This is a genomic window from Oculatella sp. LEGE 06141, assembly GCF_015207605.1.
In the GTDB taxonomy this organism is placed as follows: Bacteria; Cyanobacteriota; Cyanobacteriia; order Elainellales; family Elainellaceae; genus Oculatella.
Genome location: NZ_JADEWO010000094.1, coordinates 1 through 16,061 on the forward strand (window position 1 = coordinate 1; position 16,061 = coordinate 16,061).

The window sequence follows — 16,061 nt, forward strand, 5'->3', positions numbered from 1 at the left end:
GTAGATGGTTCGACAATGGACGGGTGTTGTTGCTTCGGATGGCGCTGTCGAGTCCGGGCTGTTTTCGCCTGGGATGGCTGTGGGGGCTGTGGTGCTGGGATCTGTGACGCTAGGGTTGCTGTGCTGGCTGGAATAGAGGGGCGATCGAACGGCTCAGGCTGTTCAATGAACGAAACCGCTGCTTCAGGGAGGTCATCTTCGGATCGCTCATCCTCTGCTTCAAACTCTGCCTCAAACTGGAGTGGTTCCTCGTCTGGGATGGCAGCAAAGGCGGGTTCAATCGGCGGCAGTTCGAAGTCCCACTCGTTCAGCGACAAATGATTGGAAGCAGATAGGAAGTGCGACGCTTGAACCAGTGGAGTTAACGTGCCTAGCATCAACTGTTTTGCCGTCACCAGTGGCATACCTGTCTGGTGCTGCGTCAATGGAATCAACAACGAACGATGCAACACGGGACGGGTACATCCCAAACGGTGGGGAGAGCCGAGTAAAGGAGATTGAAGACCAAGGGGAGTCTGAAGGCGTTGCATGGGTTACACCATTGGGCAAAAACTAGGCGCTAGGGAAGTAACTATTGCTGCGTACCAGCGCTTCGCGGCCTCCGCCAGATGTATTACCAACCTTTAACCCCTCATAGGCCAACGTCAATTCTTCAATGACGACGGTATTACCGCTGGCCTGGAGGGCAGGTACCTTCCAGGCAACAGGTACTGCGCCAATCAGCGTCCAGCTTTGCATGATCTTGCCGCTCTGGTCGAACACCAAAATATTGACGTTGTGTCGGCTGGTTTTGCCTCCCCCCTGGTTGGTTCCTTCCGTAAACACCTGGCTGGTCCATTCCCAGAACCCCATATTATCGGTTATGCCTCGCTTGAGGGTGACATCGGCAAATTCAGCGTGTCCCAACCGGATGCGCTGCTGTTCGTTGACACCACCCTCAAAATACACTTCTTTTTTGACTTGAACGCTGATGCCAGAGCATTCTGTAAATTCTGCCGCGATCGTCCCTCCAACTTCGATATAGAAGCGATTGGTGGTAACGTAATTTAGCGTGCGGTTGCCGTTAGTCATAAGCCCCTGCCGCTTCTATAATGGCTAAGCTCATGTTGCTGGCGGATTTCTTCTTGCAGCAGGGTATACACCCGCTCCGTCAATTGATCCAACAGCTTTGGATCGGTGAGGGCTTTGCTGGTTGTGGCTGCCAGCGGCTGAGATGATGCGGAGGATGGCATTGGCTTGAGATGGATTGGCTTGAGATGGATTGGCTTGAGATGGATTGGCTTGAGATAGATAGTTGGCCGTTCTGATTTTTAAAGCTAAAGCAGCCTGGCTTAATTCTGTAGTAGCCAAAAGTCTAGATTTGTCTGGATGGGTCATCTCTGACTAAAGCGGCCTGGTTTATAGCAGTTCTCAATCGAGTTAGCCACAGTCTCGCCAAGATGTGGGTGGGGTGTAGGGTTTAAGGCGTGGTGAATGCAAATGGCTGTAAGTCCTCAACTCTCGTTCGTCTTCAGGGATAATGTAGGAAGACTGGCTGAGGTTAAATGTACCTAGCTGCCCTGATTTTGAAGCTGTTTCGGTCGATCGAGTATGCCTAAAACAAGCGCCCCATCCGTGAGCGATCGCCCCTCTCTTCAACCCATAGTCCACTGGTTCAAAACTCAGGGATGGCAACCCTTACCGTTTCAACTGGAGACGTGGAACGCCTATCTCTCTGGCAAAAGCGGCATGATTCAGGTGCCAACAGGGGCAGGTAAAACCTACGCTGCGGTGATGGGGGCGATCGCAGACATGCTGCACACGCCCAGCAAGGGGCTGCAATTGCTTTACATCACCCCATTGCGGGCATTGTCGCGCGACATTGAACAATCGATTCTGCGACCCATTCAGGAAATGGGTTGGAAGCTGCGGGTAGAGTCACGCACCGGGGATACCAGTTCATCGCGCAAAACTCGGCAGCTTAAAACCATGCCGGATCTCTTAATTACTACACCAGAATCACTGGCGCTGATGCTTTCCTATCAAGATGCAAAACAGCGGTTTGAGTCATTGCGACTGGTGATCATTGATGAATGGCATGAGTTGCTCAGTTCTAAACGGGGCACGCAGACTGAACTCTGCTTATCTCGCTTGCGAGAGTTGCAGCCCACCGTGCAGACATGGGCGGTTTCAGCCACGTTGGGGAATGTGCAGGAAGCGGCTCAAGTCGCGGTTGGGTTGAACCATGAACCTGTGATTATTCAATCTCATCTCAAGCGTGAAACCATCATCAAAAGCATCTTACCCGCTTCGGTGGACAGTTTTCCCTGGGCTGGGCACCTGGGGTTGCGGCTGTTTGAAACGCTGGTAGAGGCGTTGGATATCAATACGTCTACGCTCATTTTTACCAATACGCGATCGCAAGCGGAACGGTGGTATCAGGCGTTGCTGTTTGCCATGCCCGATCATGGCGATCGAATTGCGCTCCACCACGGCTCTATTGATGTTAAAGCCAGAGAGGCGATCGAAGCGGGGTTAAAGGCAGGACAGGTTAAGTGGGTTGTTTGTACATCCTCTCTAGATTTGGGTGTTGATTTTCAGCCAGTTGAACAAGTCGTCCAAATTGGCAGTGCCAAAAACCTGGCTCGCTTGCTGCAACGAGCCGGGCGATCGGCTCATGTGCCCGAAGGACGGTCGGAGGTGCTATTTCTGCCAACCAATGCCCTGGAACTGCTGGAAATTTCAGCGTTTCGCAATGGGTTAAAAGCGGGAGATATTGAAAGCCGATCGCCGTTACAGAAACCGTATGATGTCTTAATTCAACATTTAATTACGCTGGCCTGTGGTGACGGATTTAAGCCAGACGAAACCCTGCAAACGTTGCGCCAAACCGTCTCGTATTCCACCCTGACCAATGATGAATTTGCCTGGATTTTAGAATTCATTGAAAGCGGCGGTCAGTGTTTGGGAGCTTATCCTCGCTACAAGAAAGTGGGGTTAATAGACGGGAGCTACCAAGTGACTGAACCGCAGATTGCCAGAATGCACCGCATGGGAATTGGGACGATCGCCTCTCATCAAGCGGTTCGCGTCGTTTATACCAATCGCAAAGAAATTGGCACCGTCGAAGAAACGTTTGTCTCCCGCCTGAAGAAGGGCGATGTCTTTTTCTTTGCTGGTCGGCAACTCGAATTTTTCATGATGAAGGACATGGTGGCCTATGTCAAAGGAACCACTCAGAAATCAACGGTAACTCCAAGCTGGGGCGGCGGTAATTTAACAATTTCAGACTCGCTCAGTACTCATCTACGTCACGAAATTGAAACGGCTCAGCAAGATAACGCTCTCAATCGTGAGTTGAACTGTATCCGTCCCATCCTGACGGCACAACAGCGACTATCCCATCTGCCTGCTACCAATGAACTGCTCATTGAAGTGTGTCAAACGCGCGAAGGTCAACATCTTTATGTGTTCCCGTTTGCAGGTCGCTTTGTCCATGAAGGGTTAGGTTTTTTGTGGGGGTATCGCTTTGCAAATCAAAAGAAAACGACCCTCGCCATCTCAGTCAATGACTATGGATTTGAAATTTTGGCACCTAAAAACTATCCGTTTTACGATCTCTTTTCAGATACTTTCTTTGAACTGAAATCATTGTATGACGACATTAAAGCCAGCATGAACATTTCCGAGCTAACTCAGCGCCGATTTCGCAGCATTGCTCAAGTGGCTGGCCTGGTGTTCAAAGGATATCCTTCTGCCAAGAAAACGGCGGGTCAACTTCAGGTCAGTTCATCGCTAATCTATGAGGTGTTCTCAAAGTATGAACCCAATAATTTACTATTGAAACAGGCCGAGCGAGAAGTCATTGAACACCAGTTAGAATTCCATCGTTTAGCAAATACCTTGGCACGCCTTCAATCGTTAAAAGTGGTTTGGAGAGTGACTAAGCGCCCGTCTCCATTAGCATTTCCGCTTTTGGTGGAACGGCTCAGCTCGCGATTGTCTAACGAAACGTTGCTAGACCGAATTGAACGAATGAAGCAGATGTGGGACGACAAATGAGCTATTTCATACATTACCTTATTGATCTGTGGATGTTCAACGATCGCCATGCATGATATTAACCTCCTGGGAGTTAACCTTCAGTTGCTACCAGAAAAGGCAGTTTTTATCAAAGAGTTGAATATGCTGTTAGTGGCTGATATCCATTTAGGCAAAGCCGAAACGTTTCAAGCCGCAGGAATTCCGATCGCCAATGCTGTTAACCAGGCAACGCTGCATCGATTGCAAACGCTTTGCTCCACCGTTCAGCCGCAGCAGTTAATGATTTTAGGAGACTTATTTCATTCCCGGTTGGCGTTGGTGAGCGAGGTTTTGGAGCCGTGGAATCAGTTTTTGAGAACCAGTAATGTAGCTGTTCAACTCATTGTAGGCAACCACGATCGCCCCCTGGTTAAAGCCTCAGGCAATCATTCCATCAGTTGTAGTACCACACCCATTCAGCTCGGAAACATCCGGTTCAGCCACGAACCAGAACCGCCGACAAGCAGCTTAAACATCTGCGGCCATGTTCATCCCTGTGTACGACTTCGCACCAAGCTGGACGATCTGCGGTTGCCTTGCTTTTTCCACGACAGGCAACTAAACCAACTGACACTTCCCTCTTTTGGCGACTTTACAGGAGGGTACGAGGTTCGGTTGACTCATCATTCTACGGCTTATGTAATAGTAGAGAACGCAGTGATACCGTTGAGCCGTTGAGCCGTTCCCATTCAGGCAGCAAGCCAGGGTTGCTCAAACACACGGGATTGTGTTAGCCAATACTAATGGCACTTGAAGCGCCTATGCTACATCCCACCCTTACAGCCATTTTCATTTGCATTCACTACGCCTTAAACCCTACACCCCACACCCATCTTAGCGAGACTGTGGCTGACTCGATTGAGAACTGCTGTAAAAGCGGTGTTGCTTAAATCTCTGTAACGTTCATAACTCGATTGCTATCAGCGACATGCTTAAATAGAATCTCAGACGAACTGCTTCAAAGGTCATTGCCTATTGAACAGACTCCGGTTCTGTGTGCATCTCTACCTCTTGTAAAGAACTTGTACAAACCATAACGATAAATGAATGGAGGAACCTGAATCGGTTGCCGATCTTCATCGCTCTTGCTTTAGCCATCCCTGATGTGAATCGACGAATGGCTGAAATTGATGGATGAACGTGTCATTGTCTCTTGAAGGTGCGATCGCGTCGTGATGTAAAGCGATCGTTTCATTTAGCAAGGCAACTTTGTAGTTAGGGCATTCTAAGGGGAGTACCTTTAAACTCTTTATGAAGGAAATTGTTTTAGCTGCACTCTTACTCCTATCCAACTGTCGTGCCTCGAAGCCGCCGGGCAGTATTCTGCTAACGTCCTACGATCCGTCTCCTGTGGTGCGATGGGCTAGCAACTATTACCAAACGCTACCGCTAACGGGTTTGCAGTTTCATGGGGTACGCTGGCAGAGCGATAAACTTCAGGTTGGCTTGCAAGTCTCGAATCCGGCGATCGTACAGCTCAACGTTGAAGATGTGCTCAATCAACAACTGATTAGCCAACAGACCTGCCCTGGAATTGATTCGCGCGTTTGGCGAGTTTTGGGAGGCCGCAGCTTAGAAATCTGGTTGCTTAACGAAGAAGAAGCCGTGTTCCACACGATTCATTGTGAAACACCGTTAATCCACCAATATCACAAGCAGCTATTGCAACAAAGTTCCTGAAACAGCGACAGGCAGAGCCGCATTGAACCCACGCTCGTTCAACAGCGCAGTGGTGATTCCCGTCTGGAATCGCGCTACAGTTTGTTTGGCTGAGCAATTGTCTCAATCCTCTTTCTCTGCACGTTTAGCTCGTTTGATTATGACTACCTTACCACCCGAACCGTCTGACCCTAAATCTCCCAATCACTCGCCAGCACCAGAGCTAGATACAGAAGCGCTGTTGCAATCGCTCCGTCGTAAAGAGGGCACCTGGGCTGATTGGGGAACGGCCTGTCAGCAATTGCAAAAAGCAGGATATACACCGCAACAGATTTTTGAAGAGACGGGGTTTGAACCCATTCAGCAGAACCAGATTATCGTGGCAGCTCAGGTGTTTCACTCCATGCTGGGGGTAGGCATTTCAGATGCGGTGCGATCGCGGTTTGAGGAAAGCGGTAGCGATACGTTGTATGAATTTCGCATTCTAACCCAGGCTGATCGCGTCGCCGCCGCCACCTTGGTGGTAGAAAAAGGACTGGATGCCGCTGCGGCGCATGAGGTTGCCAAAGCTCTACAAGATTTTGCGCGGCTATCGGCTGTGCCCGAGGGCTTTACCCAAACGCCAGGGGATGCGATCGCCTATCGCTACTGGAATCAAGCGCGGCAACAGTCTGATTTGCAGGCTCGCTCTCGTTTGATTGCTCAAGCCCTGCGGTTTGCCCACAGCGACAGCGCCCGTCAAAAAGTCGAAACCCTGCTGACCGACTTCACCGTTGCGCGTACCCGTCCGGTTCCCCGTCTGCCGTTTTATCGGCTTGATTCAGAAGAAGATTTACCAAGAGTGCTGCCCGTGGTTGGCAAGCTGCCGTTAACGCTGGACGATTTAAAGTCGGTACCTCTGGTGGTGGAAGAAGGCTCTTTTCGGATGGTGAAATTCTCCGGCGCGGGAGCCTGGGTGCCCATTCCGGGCTGGCAAGTGGTTCTCAAGGCAGACGATCCAGTCGTGATTTTGGCCAGTAGTGCCGAGTTGCCCGATCCCGATCCGCTTCCGGGTAAGCCAGAGGATGTATTGGTGTTGGTCGATCGCGCCGCCCGCCAATGGCATGCTGACAGCTACTTCCTGGTGGAACAGGACGGGCATCTTGAAATCAGGTGGTTCGACGAACTTCCTAACCTGTCGCTGCTGGGGCAGGTGGTGCTGATTCTGCGGCCTAAGAAAGTGTTGGATGAAGAGTACACAACCGAGATCTGGCAGATTGATGAATAGGGCGATCGCCCTATCGCTGTTTGGGTCAGTGTTTGGGTCAGTTGGGGTCAGGGTCGGCAGCGGTAGAGCTGATAGGGAAAGCCAATGCGGTGGTAGTGGGCGCGATCGATCGCACAACGGGCTTTGGGGCGATCGCCGGTTGGCTGGGATAGCCTCAATTGCTCCGGAAATTGTTTGGCTCGCAGACCGGGAGCCGCGATCCATAAATTCAGCGGCAGTGGCAGCGGTTGGGGTAAACTCGCCAAATCTTGCCATACTTGCCTGTAGCTGGTGTGACGCTGCAAAAAGGCAAAGCGAAAGGGTGTCTCATCGGTGATGACTGGATACTGCTGGTGCAGTTCCAGGGCAACGCTCAGACCCAGCGCCACGTCTTGAAGTGACTCGTAGCTCATAGCGACAGCCAGCGGTGTGGAGGGGGCAAGATACATGTTGCTGGCAATCCGGTGGGGATAGTAGCCTTTCTGGAAGGCGAGACCGTAGCCCACGATTAAACTGCTGACAATGCCGACGCAAACGACGATCGCCTGCACTCGCCAGCGGAACCATCGAGAAATGGCTTTCTTGCCCGCAGGGTAAGGCGAACCTAAAACTGCGCCCAATAAAGCAGCCATACCGGGATAATAGACAAAGTTATAGCGAGGCACAGCGGTGATGTCTTTGTCGAGCAGGTAAACGATCGCCCAAAACTGAAGCAGCACATATCCGGTGAATCCGGCCAGCAACAGGAGCGGGGAACGGCTTGATGGCTCTTGCCAGCGCTGTTTGACTCCGCGATACAGGTGGGGAGTTAAGCCAACGACGAAGCCTGCTATCAGCACCGCTGCCGGCAGGGCGATCGCCAGCGGTTGTGCTTCAATGGGCAGCGCAATCAGCATCAGCACCCATCCCACAACGGTTTGATACAACGGCGCAATTCGATCGAGCCAGCCTGGGTCGTGGGGTCTAAGCCAGTCCGTTTCAGGACGGCTGAAATGGTGCAGCATGGTGGGCAGCCAGGGAACATAGGTCAGTCCCAGCAGCGCGATCGCCCCTCCCATCTCTAGCCAGTGACGCAGATGAGTTTGATGACGTTGCCAGCTCATCCAACTGCCCAGGGCTAAAAGCTGCGCTACTACAGCCAACGCCATGAAGTAATGCACATAGAGTCCGATCGCACTGATCACCACCCAGATCAGCCACCAGGGGCGCGATCGCGTTTGCTGTTCTATCCCCTGCTGTAAGCGCACCAGTATTGTGAGCGACAGGCTAATCAACAGCATGGGTAAGGTGTAGTGACGTGCTTCCTGTGAAAGATAAACCGCAAACGGAGACACCGCCATCAGTGCGGCTGCCATTAACCCCGTCGCTGGCGTAAAGGCTATGCGGTTTAGCCCATAGATCGCCCCGATCGCTCCCACACCAAACAGGGCAGGCAGCGATCGCAGTGCCCACACCCATTGCTGCATATTTGGGCGCAGCCAATCCAGCCAGCGGTAAAGCAAACAGAAAAAAAGTGGGGGGTGAACCGATTCGGTGATCACTGTTTGCGTAATTTGGGCACAACTGACACCGGGTTGAAACACAAAAATCTGGTCGATCGCCGTCAATGGAAAGAAGGTATCCAGCGGCACATCCTGATAGCTATGTCCCAAACTGATTAAAGCGGTAATCACTTCATCTAGCCAGAGCGGTTTGCTGTCTAGCTGCCAAAACCGCAGTGCCGCCCCCAATAGCAGAATTGCAGTCAACCCAGCATAGTGAACGATAGGTCGCTTAACAGCCATCGGCAGCCCCATCCGTGATAAACCCCTTCTCAACCTACCCCTTTCTTGACAAACAAAAATACCCGATCGCGGTGATAGCTTAATTCAAATTCGGGATTGGTTTGCAATTGCCGAACCGCTCGTTTGGCTAGCTCAGCGGTACCAGACCACGGATGATCGAGGTTAAGTAACACATATCGAACGTCGGCCAGGCTCGTCTTCAAGATCTTGGGTTTTAACAGTTGAACAACCGGACGATGGCTCACCTGGGGAGCGAGCTGGTTGTCGGTTAACACACCATCCTGGGTTTGAATGGCAGCGATCGCCTCGCGGGTTGCCCACAGAGAGTCTGTCTCGCTGAAATAGCTCACCAGTTTGCCGTACTTCGCCAGACTCAGGAACGCAATCAATGACCATGCCACAATCCACCGCTGACGACGCAGCCATCCTGCGTTTGCCGCCATTGCAGACAGAACAGCCAGCATTAAAAACGGCATGACCGCTACCGAATATTGATGCACTAAATCCTTTTGTCCGGTGTAATCCGTGACTAAATTGAGGAAAACAATGGGAAATGCCCCAATCAGCGGAGCCAGGTGATGAGGAGACAGCCCCCACAGCACAGGAAGGACTAATAGCCCAACATATTGCAGATTAGCCAGGGTGAATAACTTGGTGAGCAGAATAGCAGGATGCAAAACTAAATTTTGAGCAATCTGCAACGGCGATCCTCCTAGGTCATCGTACCGCCCCACCGCTGCCGCTTCTTTACCACTAAATGCGGGAATAATCCATTCGGCTGCAATCAGAAACCAGCCCATCCCGGCGATGAGGGCGATCGCGCCACAGACTCGCTTTTGCTCGAACACCAACAGCCAGAACCCCATTGCCGCAACCGACAGAGCTAAAACGGCTTTCAGGCTTAATACAAAGACGATCGCCAGCGAAAACCAGCCAATGCGGTTTGCTCTAGCGGCCAGAACAGCGCCAAGCAAGGCCACTGGCGCTAATACCTCTGGATGGAAATCAAACAGATTGACATTAAACACAAGGGGATAGAGCAAATAGGTCAGCACCAGGGTAACGGCGGCCCGGTGGTTCAGGCCAGCCTGCCGCACCAACGCCCACAGGGGTAATGCAGCCAGAGATAGCCCCAATGCCTGAATCAAAAATAGCCAGTGTACATCCGGGTAAACCTTATACAGCAGGGCAAGCGGGTAGAAGATCCAGGCGGCATGATCGCCCAAAATGTGGATGCCCCGAATGGAAGGGATCGGGGGCAAATCCTGACTCAGAAGATAAAGAGCCTGGTCAAAAATTCCCAAATCAAAGGCGGTCGAAAATAGCAGAAAATGACGAACGCTGCTGCAAATGAATAAGATTAGGGTACTCCCGCCAATCAGCCAGACCAGAGGATGAGTGCTGGAAAAGGGGCTGGCTCCAAACCCTCTCTTGTGGGACGAGTTTGAATGTTGAGTTGAGTTAGACATGAAAGTGCAATGGCAACCGTCGTCCTGAATTGAAGGGCAACATTATTTAAAAGTGCAAGCATCGTATCCTGAAACGATGACCCCATTCTATGGGAGGTGGGTCGCCCACCGCTTCCCCAGACTACACCTTCCAGTCATGCAACCCCATGCTAGAGACACCCACAGACTCCAATCATTCTCTCGTACCCATTGGGCAACCGACCGCACTGCAACTGGAACAGCTTGAGCAAGCGATGGCGCGATTGCGAAACAGTTTGCGACCGGGGCAACAACGCATGGCCGATTGGGACGGTGGCCCACTAGCCGTTTCGGCGGTACCTGGGTCGGGTAAATCGACCGGGATGGCGATCGCCGCTGCTATTCTGTTAGCCAAACGGCAGCGGCAGCCATCGGTTCAGGGGCAACTGATTCTAGTGACCTTTACCCGCTCGGCAGTTGCTAACCTCAAAACCAAGGTGCGGCAGTATTTGCGGGAGTTATCCTTACCCTCTACTGGGTTTGCTGTTCACACCCTGCACGGACTGGCGCTTAACATTGCCACCCGCCATCCGGACGGATCGGGACTAAATTTCGATCGCCTGACTCTGGTATCGCCCAATCAGAGCCATCGCCTGATTCGCACCTGTGTTGAACAGTGGATGACGGCAAATCCATACGCCTATCAACAACTGCTGGAAGGGCGACAGTTTGATGGGGAAGAAACGGAACGGTTGCGCCGCCAGTCTGTTCTGCGAACCGAAGTATTGCCGGATCTAGCCTATACCGTGATCCACGAAGCCAAAAGCTCTGGCTTGCAGCCCTCCGATCTAATGAAGCTGAGCCAGGACGGCAATGTTCGGGTGGCAGAAAATGGCATTGATTATAATGTTTTGGCGATCGCAGCCGGGCTATACGAGCAGTATCAAGCACTGCTGCGGCTGCGAGGCTTTATTGACTACGACGACATGATTCTGGCAGCGCTGCGTGTGCTGGAAGATGAACCCACTCGCCAACTGTGGCAGGCGCAAACCTTTGCCGTGTTTGAAGATGAAGCGCAGGACTCATCGCCGTTACAGACCCGGCTGTTAGAAATTCTGGCCGCCGATCCGGCGAACCCGCCGCAGCACAATCTCGTTCGGGTGGGCGATCCTAACCAGGCCATTAACTCAACCTTTACCCCGGCAGATCCGATCTTCTTCCGCGAGTTTTGCGAATCCTGTGAGGCCCAAAACCGACTGGCCGAAATGGATCAGGCGGGGCGCAGTTCTCAGATCATTATTGATGCTGCTAATTTTGTGCTGAAGTGGGTCAACCATCGCTACCGCGCCTCGGTTCCCCAGTCCCAGCAAAAACAGTCGTCCTTATCCCTGGCAGCACCGCCGCTTGCCACAACCCTATCCCTGCCGTTTCGCGCCCAAAATATCCATCCAGTAGCGTTGAACGATCCGCAGGCGGATGCCAACCCCAGCCCCGAAGGAGAAGGACTGGAACTGCGATTTCCGCGCGATATTTACCATACGGCAGAGTTAATTGGTCGGCGGGTGGTTGAGGTATTTGACCGCCATCCCCAGGGACGAGCCGCTGTTCTGGTGCGGGAAAATCGGCAGGGTCGATTTTTGGCAGACGTATGGCGCTATCCGGAGCAGTTCGGAATTGACGTGAACCTTGAGCAGCATGGTATTCAAATTTACGATGTTGGAGAGCGCGATCGCCACTCGCATGTTCCAGCCGAAGCACTGGCGATGCTGCAATTTCTCGATCGGCCCCACTCGCCCGACTACCTCAAAGCGGCGTTGAAGGTGTTGGTCGATCGCCAGCTTATTCCTACCCAAGATCTGAACAGTCTGGCCAGCCTGCCCGAGCAGTTTTTGTACCCCGGTCCGCTTGACCCACCGCAAGCCGAACCCGTGCAGCGTGCCCGCCGCTACTGCACCAGTCTGCTGCGTGCCCACCTGGAGTTACCGCAATATCAGCTCATCCCGTTTCTGGCGCTAACCCTAAAATACGACCAGTCCGAATTGGCAACCGCAGACAAGCTCGCCGCTCGCGTCGCCCAGGAAACGGCTGGTAGTCCATCAATGGCTTCTACACTAGAGGCGTTGAGCGAAATCGTGAGGTCTGAGCGATTTGAACCCGTTGAAACCGACGATCCAGAAGCCCGTTACACGCGACCGGGGCAGTTGACCATCATCACGATGCACAAAGCCAAAGGGCTAGATTGGGACTATGTCTTTATTCCCTTCCTGCACGAACATGTTCTTCCCGGTAGTCCGTGGGTTCCGCCCCAGGCCAAATTTTTGGGAGAGTTTACGCTAGCAGAAGTGGCACGTGCCCAAATTCGTGCCAGCATCCACCACGAATTTCCCCTACCCAACACCGAGGATGCCTGGCGGCGTGCTGGCTACCTGAAAACTGCCGAAGAATACCGTTTGCTGTATGTAGCGATGACCCGAGCCAAACGGTTGCTGTGGATGTCGGCTGCAAACAAAGCACCGTTCACCTGGAGTAAACCAGACAATCTAGATGACAGAGCCATTTGTCCGGCGCTGCTTGCACTCCGGCAACAGTTTTTACACCACCCTTAAGCCGCCTACATAAATGCCTGCCAGAACACCAATAAGGACTTATAGCCCCTATCTTTGTTTTGGCAGGCACCCTGATTAATTTCACCTGACCTCAGGCAATCCAAATGACCGTAGAACCGCAGCCAACGGCAGACTAAGCCTCAGGAGTTAGCCGTTTGCGCCGAAAGCATTTGCTTGAGCTTTTCTAGATCCTGTGCCCAACGCGGATCGGGTTGGACTGAATCTGAATCTCCTGATGACCGGGCACCCTTGGCTTTGCTGCCGCCTTTGCCGCCACCGCTGCGACGGGTGGTAGGAGCAGGAGCCGTAGACACAGCGCTAGGCGCTTCGTCTCCTTGCGCTCCGTCTTCCTTACCCTTGGAGCGAGGCAACGCTTTCTCAATCTTGATGGCGCTATCTCTAATCACGAACCCATTAAACTTTTCGATAAGCTCGTCGGCTTGCTCATCGCTTTTAACGGTAACGAAACCAAACCCGCGACACTTCCCGGTCTTGCGATCGGTAATGACTTTGGTGGAAACTGTGTCGTCAAATTCGGCGAACACAGTTTCCAACTCTTTGCGCTCCAGCTCTTTTGGCAGATTGCCTACATAGAGACGAATAGACATGAAACGAGATACCTCCGAATTAAATCAGATAAGCTAGCTTATAAACCGCGTTTTGGTGCTGGCTAAAACAGATTGTAGACCCACGAAAAAAACGAAGAACCCCAAAGGCTCTCTCCAATGTCAACAAGACGATATTTACATCTACTGTGTAAAACCTTCTACAAGACACTTCATGTTCAGGATTGAAAAACCTAATTAGTCGAACCATCTTCGGCGTTTTTCGAGGGTCGCTGGGACATGAAGGCGAACTGTTACTTGTCGATTCCGTGGCTGTAGCATGTTTCGTGCCAATCACTAAGGTATCACGGCGTTGAACCAGGGGCTAGTTGAAATTAAAGATTTCATTCTTTGTAGGTACAACCCTGCCCCAAGAGGTAGTTTCTTCAACCCATTGCTAACACAAATTCGTGAATAAAAGTCAGCCCTCTGTTGAAGGCTGACTTAACTTGCTGTGTTGGGAGGAAATCACCTGATACCAAGACATCAAACCTATGCTCAGCTTTAAATCCGGCTCTGGAACGAGTCTGGCCTGGATCAACCTGTTTCTGTAAAGAAATGTAACACATAATTGGACAAAGTCGCAATCTTTTTTTACATTTCGAGAGGTTCTCAGGGAGTTCGACTCACTTTGTCTTTCCCAAAATGCTCTCTGGAACGGTGCTTAAAAAACACCGTCCAAGGGCGTACATCCTAACTAGACGATCGCCAACTCAGTTGGTTTCATCCTTGCAAAATGACATAAGCGCTGAGTAGCCCTGTTGCTACCGCCAAATAGGTTAGCAACAGAGGGTGCTCCCCTTTAATTGTGTTTCCCCGCTGGGACTGAATCGTGTCTACATCGACCCAGGGAATAACCCCCCGACGATACCAACCGGTGACTGTAACGACACTTCTAGAAAAGTCCTGTGGGCGAAACCGCTGGGGCAGTAGGTTGCCAATAAAGCCAAACTGAGAGGTGTAATGCAGTTTAATGTCGCCTGTGTTGGTTTGAAGTATCAGGTCTTGGTTGAGCCAGCCAGCAATGCCGCGTCTCCCTATGAGTTTGCCGCGCAACCGCACAGGTTGGCTCTCACTGGGCATGGTGGCGGCTGGAAGAGCCAACTGCACTAGAGAGGGTTCAATTTGCAGATTAGAGGCTTTGATATCGGGAAAGAACGGGTTGATCTGCAAAAAGGTGCCTACACTAAAACCCATCAACAGGCACCCCTGTAGAATTGTCTCATCCCACCACAGCCAGCTCAGCGCTCTAACCTCAAACTGACCAGCAACACCGCCTACTAACCGCAGAACCAGGGTTAATCCCAGTCCCAGCAGAAGTCCTAAAAGGGGGGCGATGTGCAGGAAGAACTGCCGCCGCTGCCGACCAGAAGCAGGGGGTGATGGGGGAGTATGCCACTTTAATTCGGTTGGCAAGTGCCAACGGCGAGCATATAGCGTTAATACATGAAGGCGATCGCCCAACGGAGCATGGGCATGGTTGGCGGCTAGCCAGTGGCGGTAGGGGTTGCTGCGCTCCCATTCCAATACGTCTGAGGTGGGATGCTGCTGAAACACGCTGCCCGAAGCCAGGGCTGTTTGATGTCCAACCGGAATGAACAGATCGAGGCTTTCTAGCAGGGCGCTAGTCTGTTGTTGCTGTTGGATATCGTTTAGCAGGCCGAGCGCTACCTTGAGTAGGGCACGGGTTAAGCCATTGGGGTTGCCTGTAATTTCAGTGGCGGTGCGATCGCTATGATACAGCCGCAAGCGAGACAGCCACAGGCCGGGATAACGGCAGAACCGATATGCTCCATAGCATACAGCGGCGGCAATGGTTGCGATCGATTGCAATACCCGATCGGATTGGCGATCGCCCCAGGCGGCAACCTGCGTATAGGCTAAGTGCGGCAGCAGTGCGGTTAGTGTAACCAGCGTAATTAAGGCAAAATCCCAATGAATGATGTGGCTTAGTTCACCCGCATAACTAGCGGCAATTTCGTCCTCATTTAGTTGGTTTAGGAGCCCCTGGCTGACAACGATCCGCGCAGTTTGCGGCAAGCCGCCGTAGGTGAGGGCGATCGGAGCCGACGTTGGCAGCAGTCCTAATGTGGGGAGAGGATACCGCCGCTGTCCGCAGACTCGCTTGAGCATTCGAGTGGTTTCAGAACTGTAGGGGCTGAGGTCGTCTAGCCTGAAGGGTTGCAGATGATAGAACCGCTGCAAAATCGCGTCTAGCAACCAGGGAGAAACGGCCAGTAATGCAGCCAGACCAATGGCAATGATCCACAAAGGAATGCCGTTTTCCAACACGAAATAACTCAAATCGATGGGGAAGGGCAGTCTATCAAAAATAAAATTGCTCAATCCTACGATGGGGCGCAGCAGCAATGAGACGACAACAACGAGGGCGATCGCTGTCACAGCCTGTACTGACCAGAATTTAACCATGTTCACTGCTCCCAACATCGTCCACTTTTGCGCTCGTCCTGCCTGTTGCCATTGCAGTGGCGACGAGGTGTTTGATGCTGTCGCGGGTGTAGAGCTGGTGCCTACCACCGTTGGGGAAATTAGACTCTCTGCTGTGAGAGGGTTGGACACCTGTTCTGGTTCAGCCGCTTCCATCGGAAACGTAAACGGGTTGTCTAGTTCGGATGCAGAGGTTTCCCTGGAGCCGCGAACAGGATCTTTCT

General features: G+C 52.2%; 12 protein-coding genes. 5 read left to right on the forward strand and 7 right to left on the reverse strand.

All coding sequences use genetic code 11. From position 1 onward, the window contains the following. The 3 genes from IQ268_RS30295 to IQ268_RS30305 form a co-directional block, all read right to left on the reverse strand. The coding region (locus tag IQ268_RS30295) for a hypothetical protein (RefSeq protein WP_228035863.1) at positions 1–530 on the reverse strand (530 nt) is incomplete at its 3' end. A gap of 22 nt (positions 531–552) precedes the next feature. Further along, entirely contained in the window at positions 553–1,071 is a 519-nt protein-coding gene (locus IQ268_RS30300) for a phage tail protein (protein WP_193886916.1), read from the reverse strand. Continuing rightward, a complete protein-coding gene (locus tag IQ268_RS30305; protein WP_193886919.1) occupies positions 1,068–1,232 on the reverse strand; it encodes a hypothetical protein in 165 nt (54 codons plus the stop codon). Before IQ268_RS30305 ends, IQ268_RS30300 begins: the two co-directional genes overlap by 4 nt. Before the next feature lie 358 nt (positions 1,233–1,590). Between IQ268_RS30305 and IQ268_RS30310 the strand changes: the two genes are divergently transcribed. The 4 genes from IQ268_RS30310 (at position 1,591) to IQ268_RS30325 (ending at position 6,988) form a co-directional block, all read left to right on the forward strand. Further along, positions 1,591–4,041, forward strand: coding sequence for a ligase-associated DNA damage response DEXH box helicase (locus IQ268_RS30310; protein WP_193886921.1), 2,451 nt, complete (start codon positions 1,591–1,593; stop codon positions 4,039–4,041). Between the two features lie 48 nt (positions 4,042–4,089). Next, a complete protein-coding gene (gene pdeM, locus IQ268_RS30315; protein WP_193886923.1) occupies positions 4,090–4,740 on the forward strand; it encodes a ligase-associated DNA damage response endonuclease PdeM in 651 nt (216 codons plus the stop codon). 573 nt (positions 4,741–5,313) lie between these two features. Beyond that, positions 5,314–5,742, forward strand: a complete 429-nt coding sequence (locus IQ268_RS30320) for a hypothetical protein (protein WP_193886926.1) — start codon at positions 5,314–5,316, stop codon at positions 5,740–5,742. A 139-nt stretch (positions 5,743–5,881) separates the two neighbouring features. Further along, the gene (locus IQ268_RS30325; RefSeq protein ID WP_193886928.1) at positions 5,882–6,988 is read left to right on the forward strand and encodes a RuBisCO accumulation factor 1; all 1,107 of its coding nucleotides are present in this window, start codon (positions 5,882–5,884) and stop codon (positions 6,986–6,988) included. A 47-nt stretch (positions 6,989–7,035) separates the two neighbouring features. On the opposite strand, the gene IQ268_RS30330 is transcribed toward IQ268_RS30325, so the two are convergent. Both IQ268_RS30330 and IQ268_RS30335 read right to left on the reverse strand, forming a co-directional pair. Beyond that, the gene (locus IQ268_RS30330; protein WP_193886930.1) at positions 7,036–8,751 is read right to left on the reverse strand and encodes a glycosyltransferase family 39 protein; all 1,716 of its coding nucleotides are present in this window, start codon (positions 8,749–8,751) and stop codon (positions 7,036–7,038) included. Positions 8,752–8,780: 29 nt separating this feature from the next. Then, positions 8,781–10,220: a DUF2079 domain-containing protein gene (locus IQ268_RS30335; RefSeq protein ID WP_193886932.1), complete on the reverse strand. Its 1,440-nt coding sequence runs from the start codon at positions 10,218–10,220 to the stop codon at positions 8,781–8,783. Between the two features lie 146 nt (positions 10,221–10,366). On the opposite strand from IQ268_RS30335, the gene IQ268_RS30340 reads away from it, so the two are divergent. After that, on the forward strand, positions 10,367–12,784 hold the full coding sequence (locus tag IQ268_RS30340) for an ATP-dependent helicase (protein WP_193886938.1): 2,418 nt from the start codon (positions 10,367–10,369) through the stop codon (positions 12,782–12,784). Positions 12,785–12,924: 140 nt separating this feature from the next. On the opposite strand, the gene IQ268_RS30345 is transcribed toward IQ268_RS30340, so the two are convergent. Both IQ268_RS30345 and IQ268_RS30350 read right to left on the reverse strand, forming a co-directional pair. Further along, positions 12,925–13,392, reverse strand: coding sequence for an RNA-binding protein (locus IQ268_RS30345; RefSeq protein ID WP_193886934.1), 468 nt, complete (start codon positions 13,390–13,392; stop codon positions 12,925–12,927). A 720-nt stretch (positions 13,393–14,112) separates the two neighbouring features. Next, on the reverse strand, positions 14,113–16,061 hold a 1,949-nt coding region (locus IQ268_RS30350; RefSeq protein ID WP_193886936.1), incomplete at its 5' end, for a M48 family metalloprotease.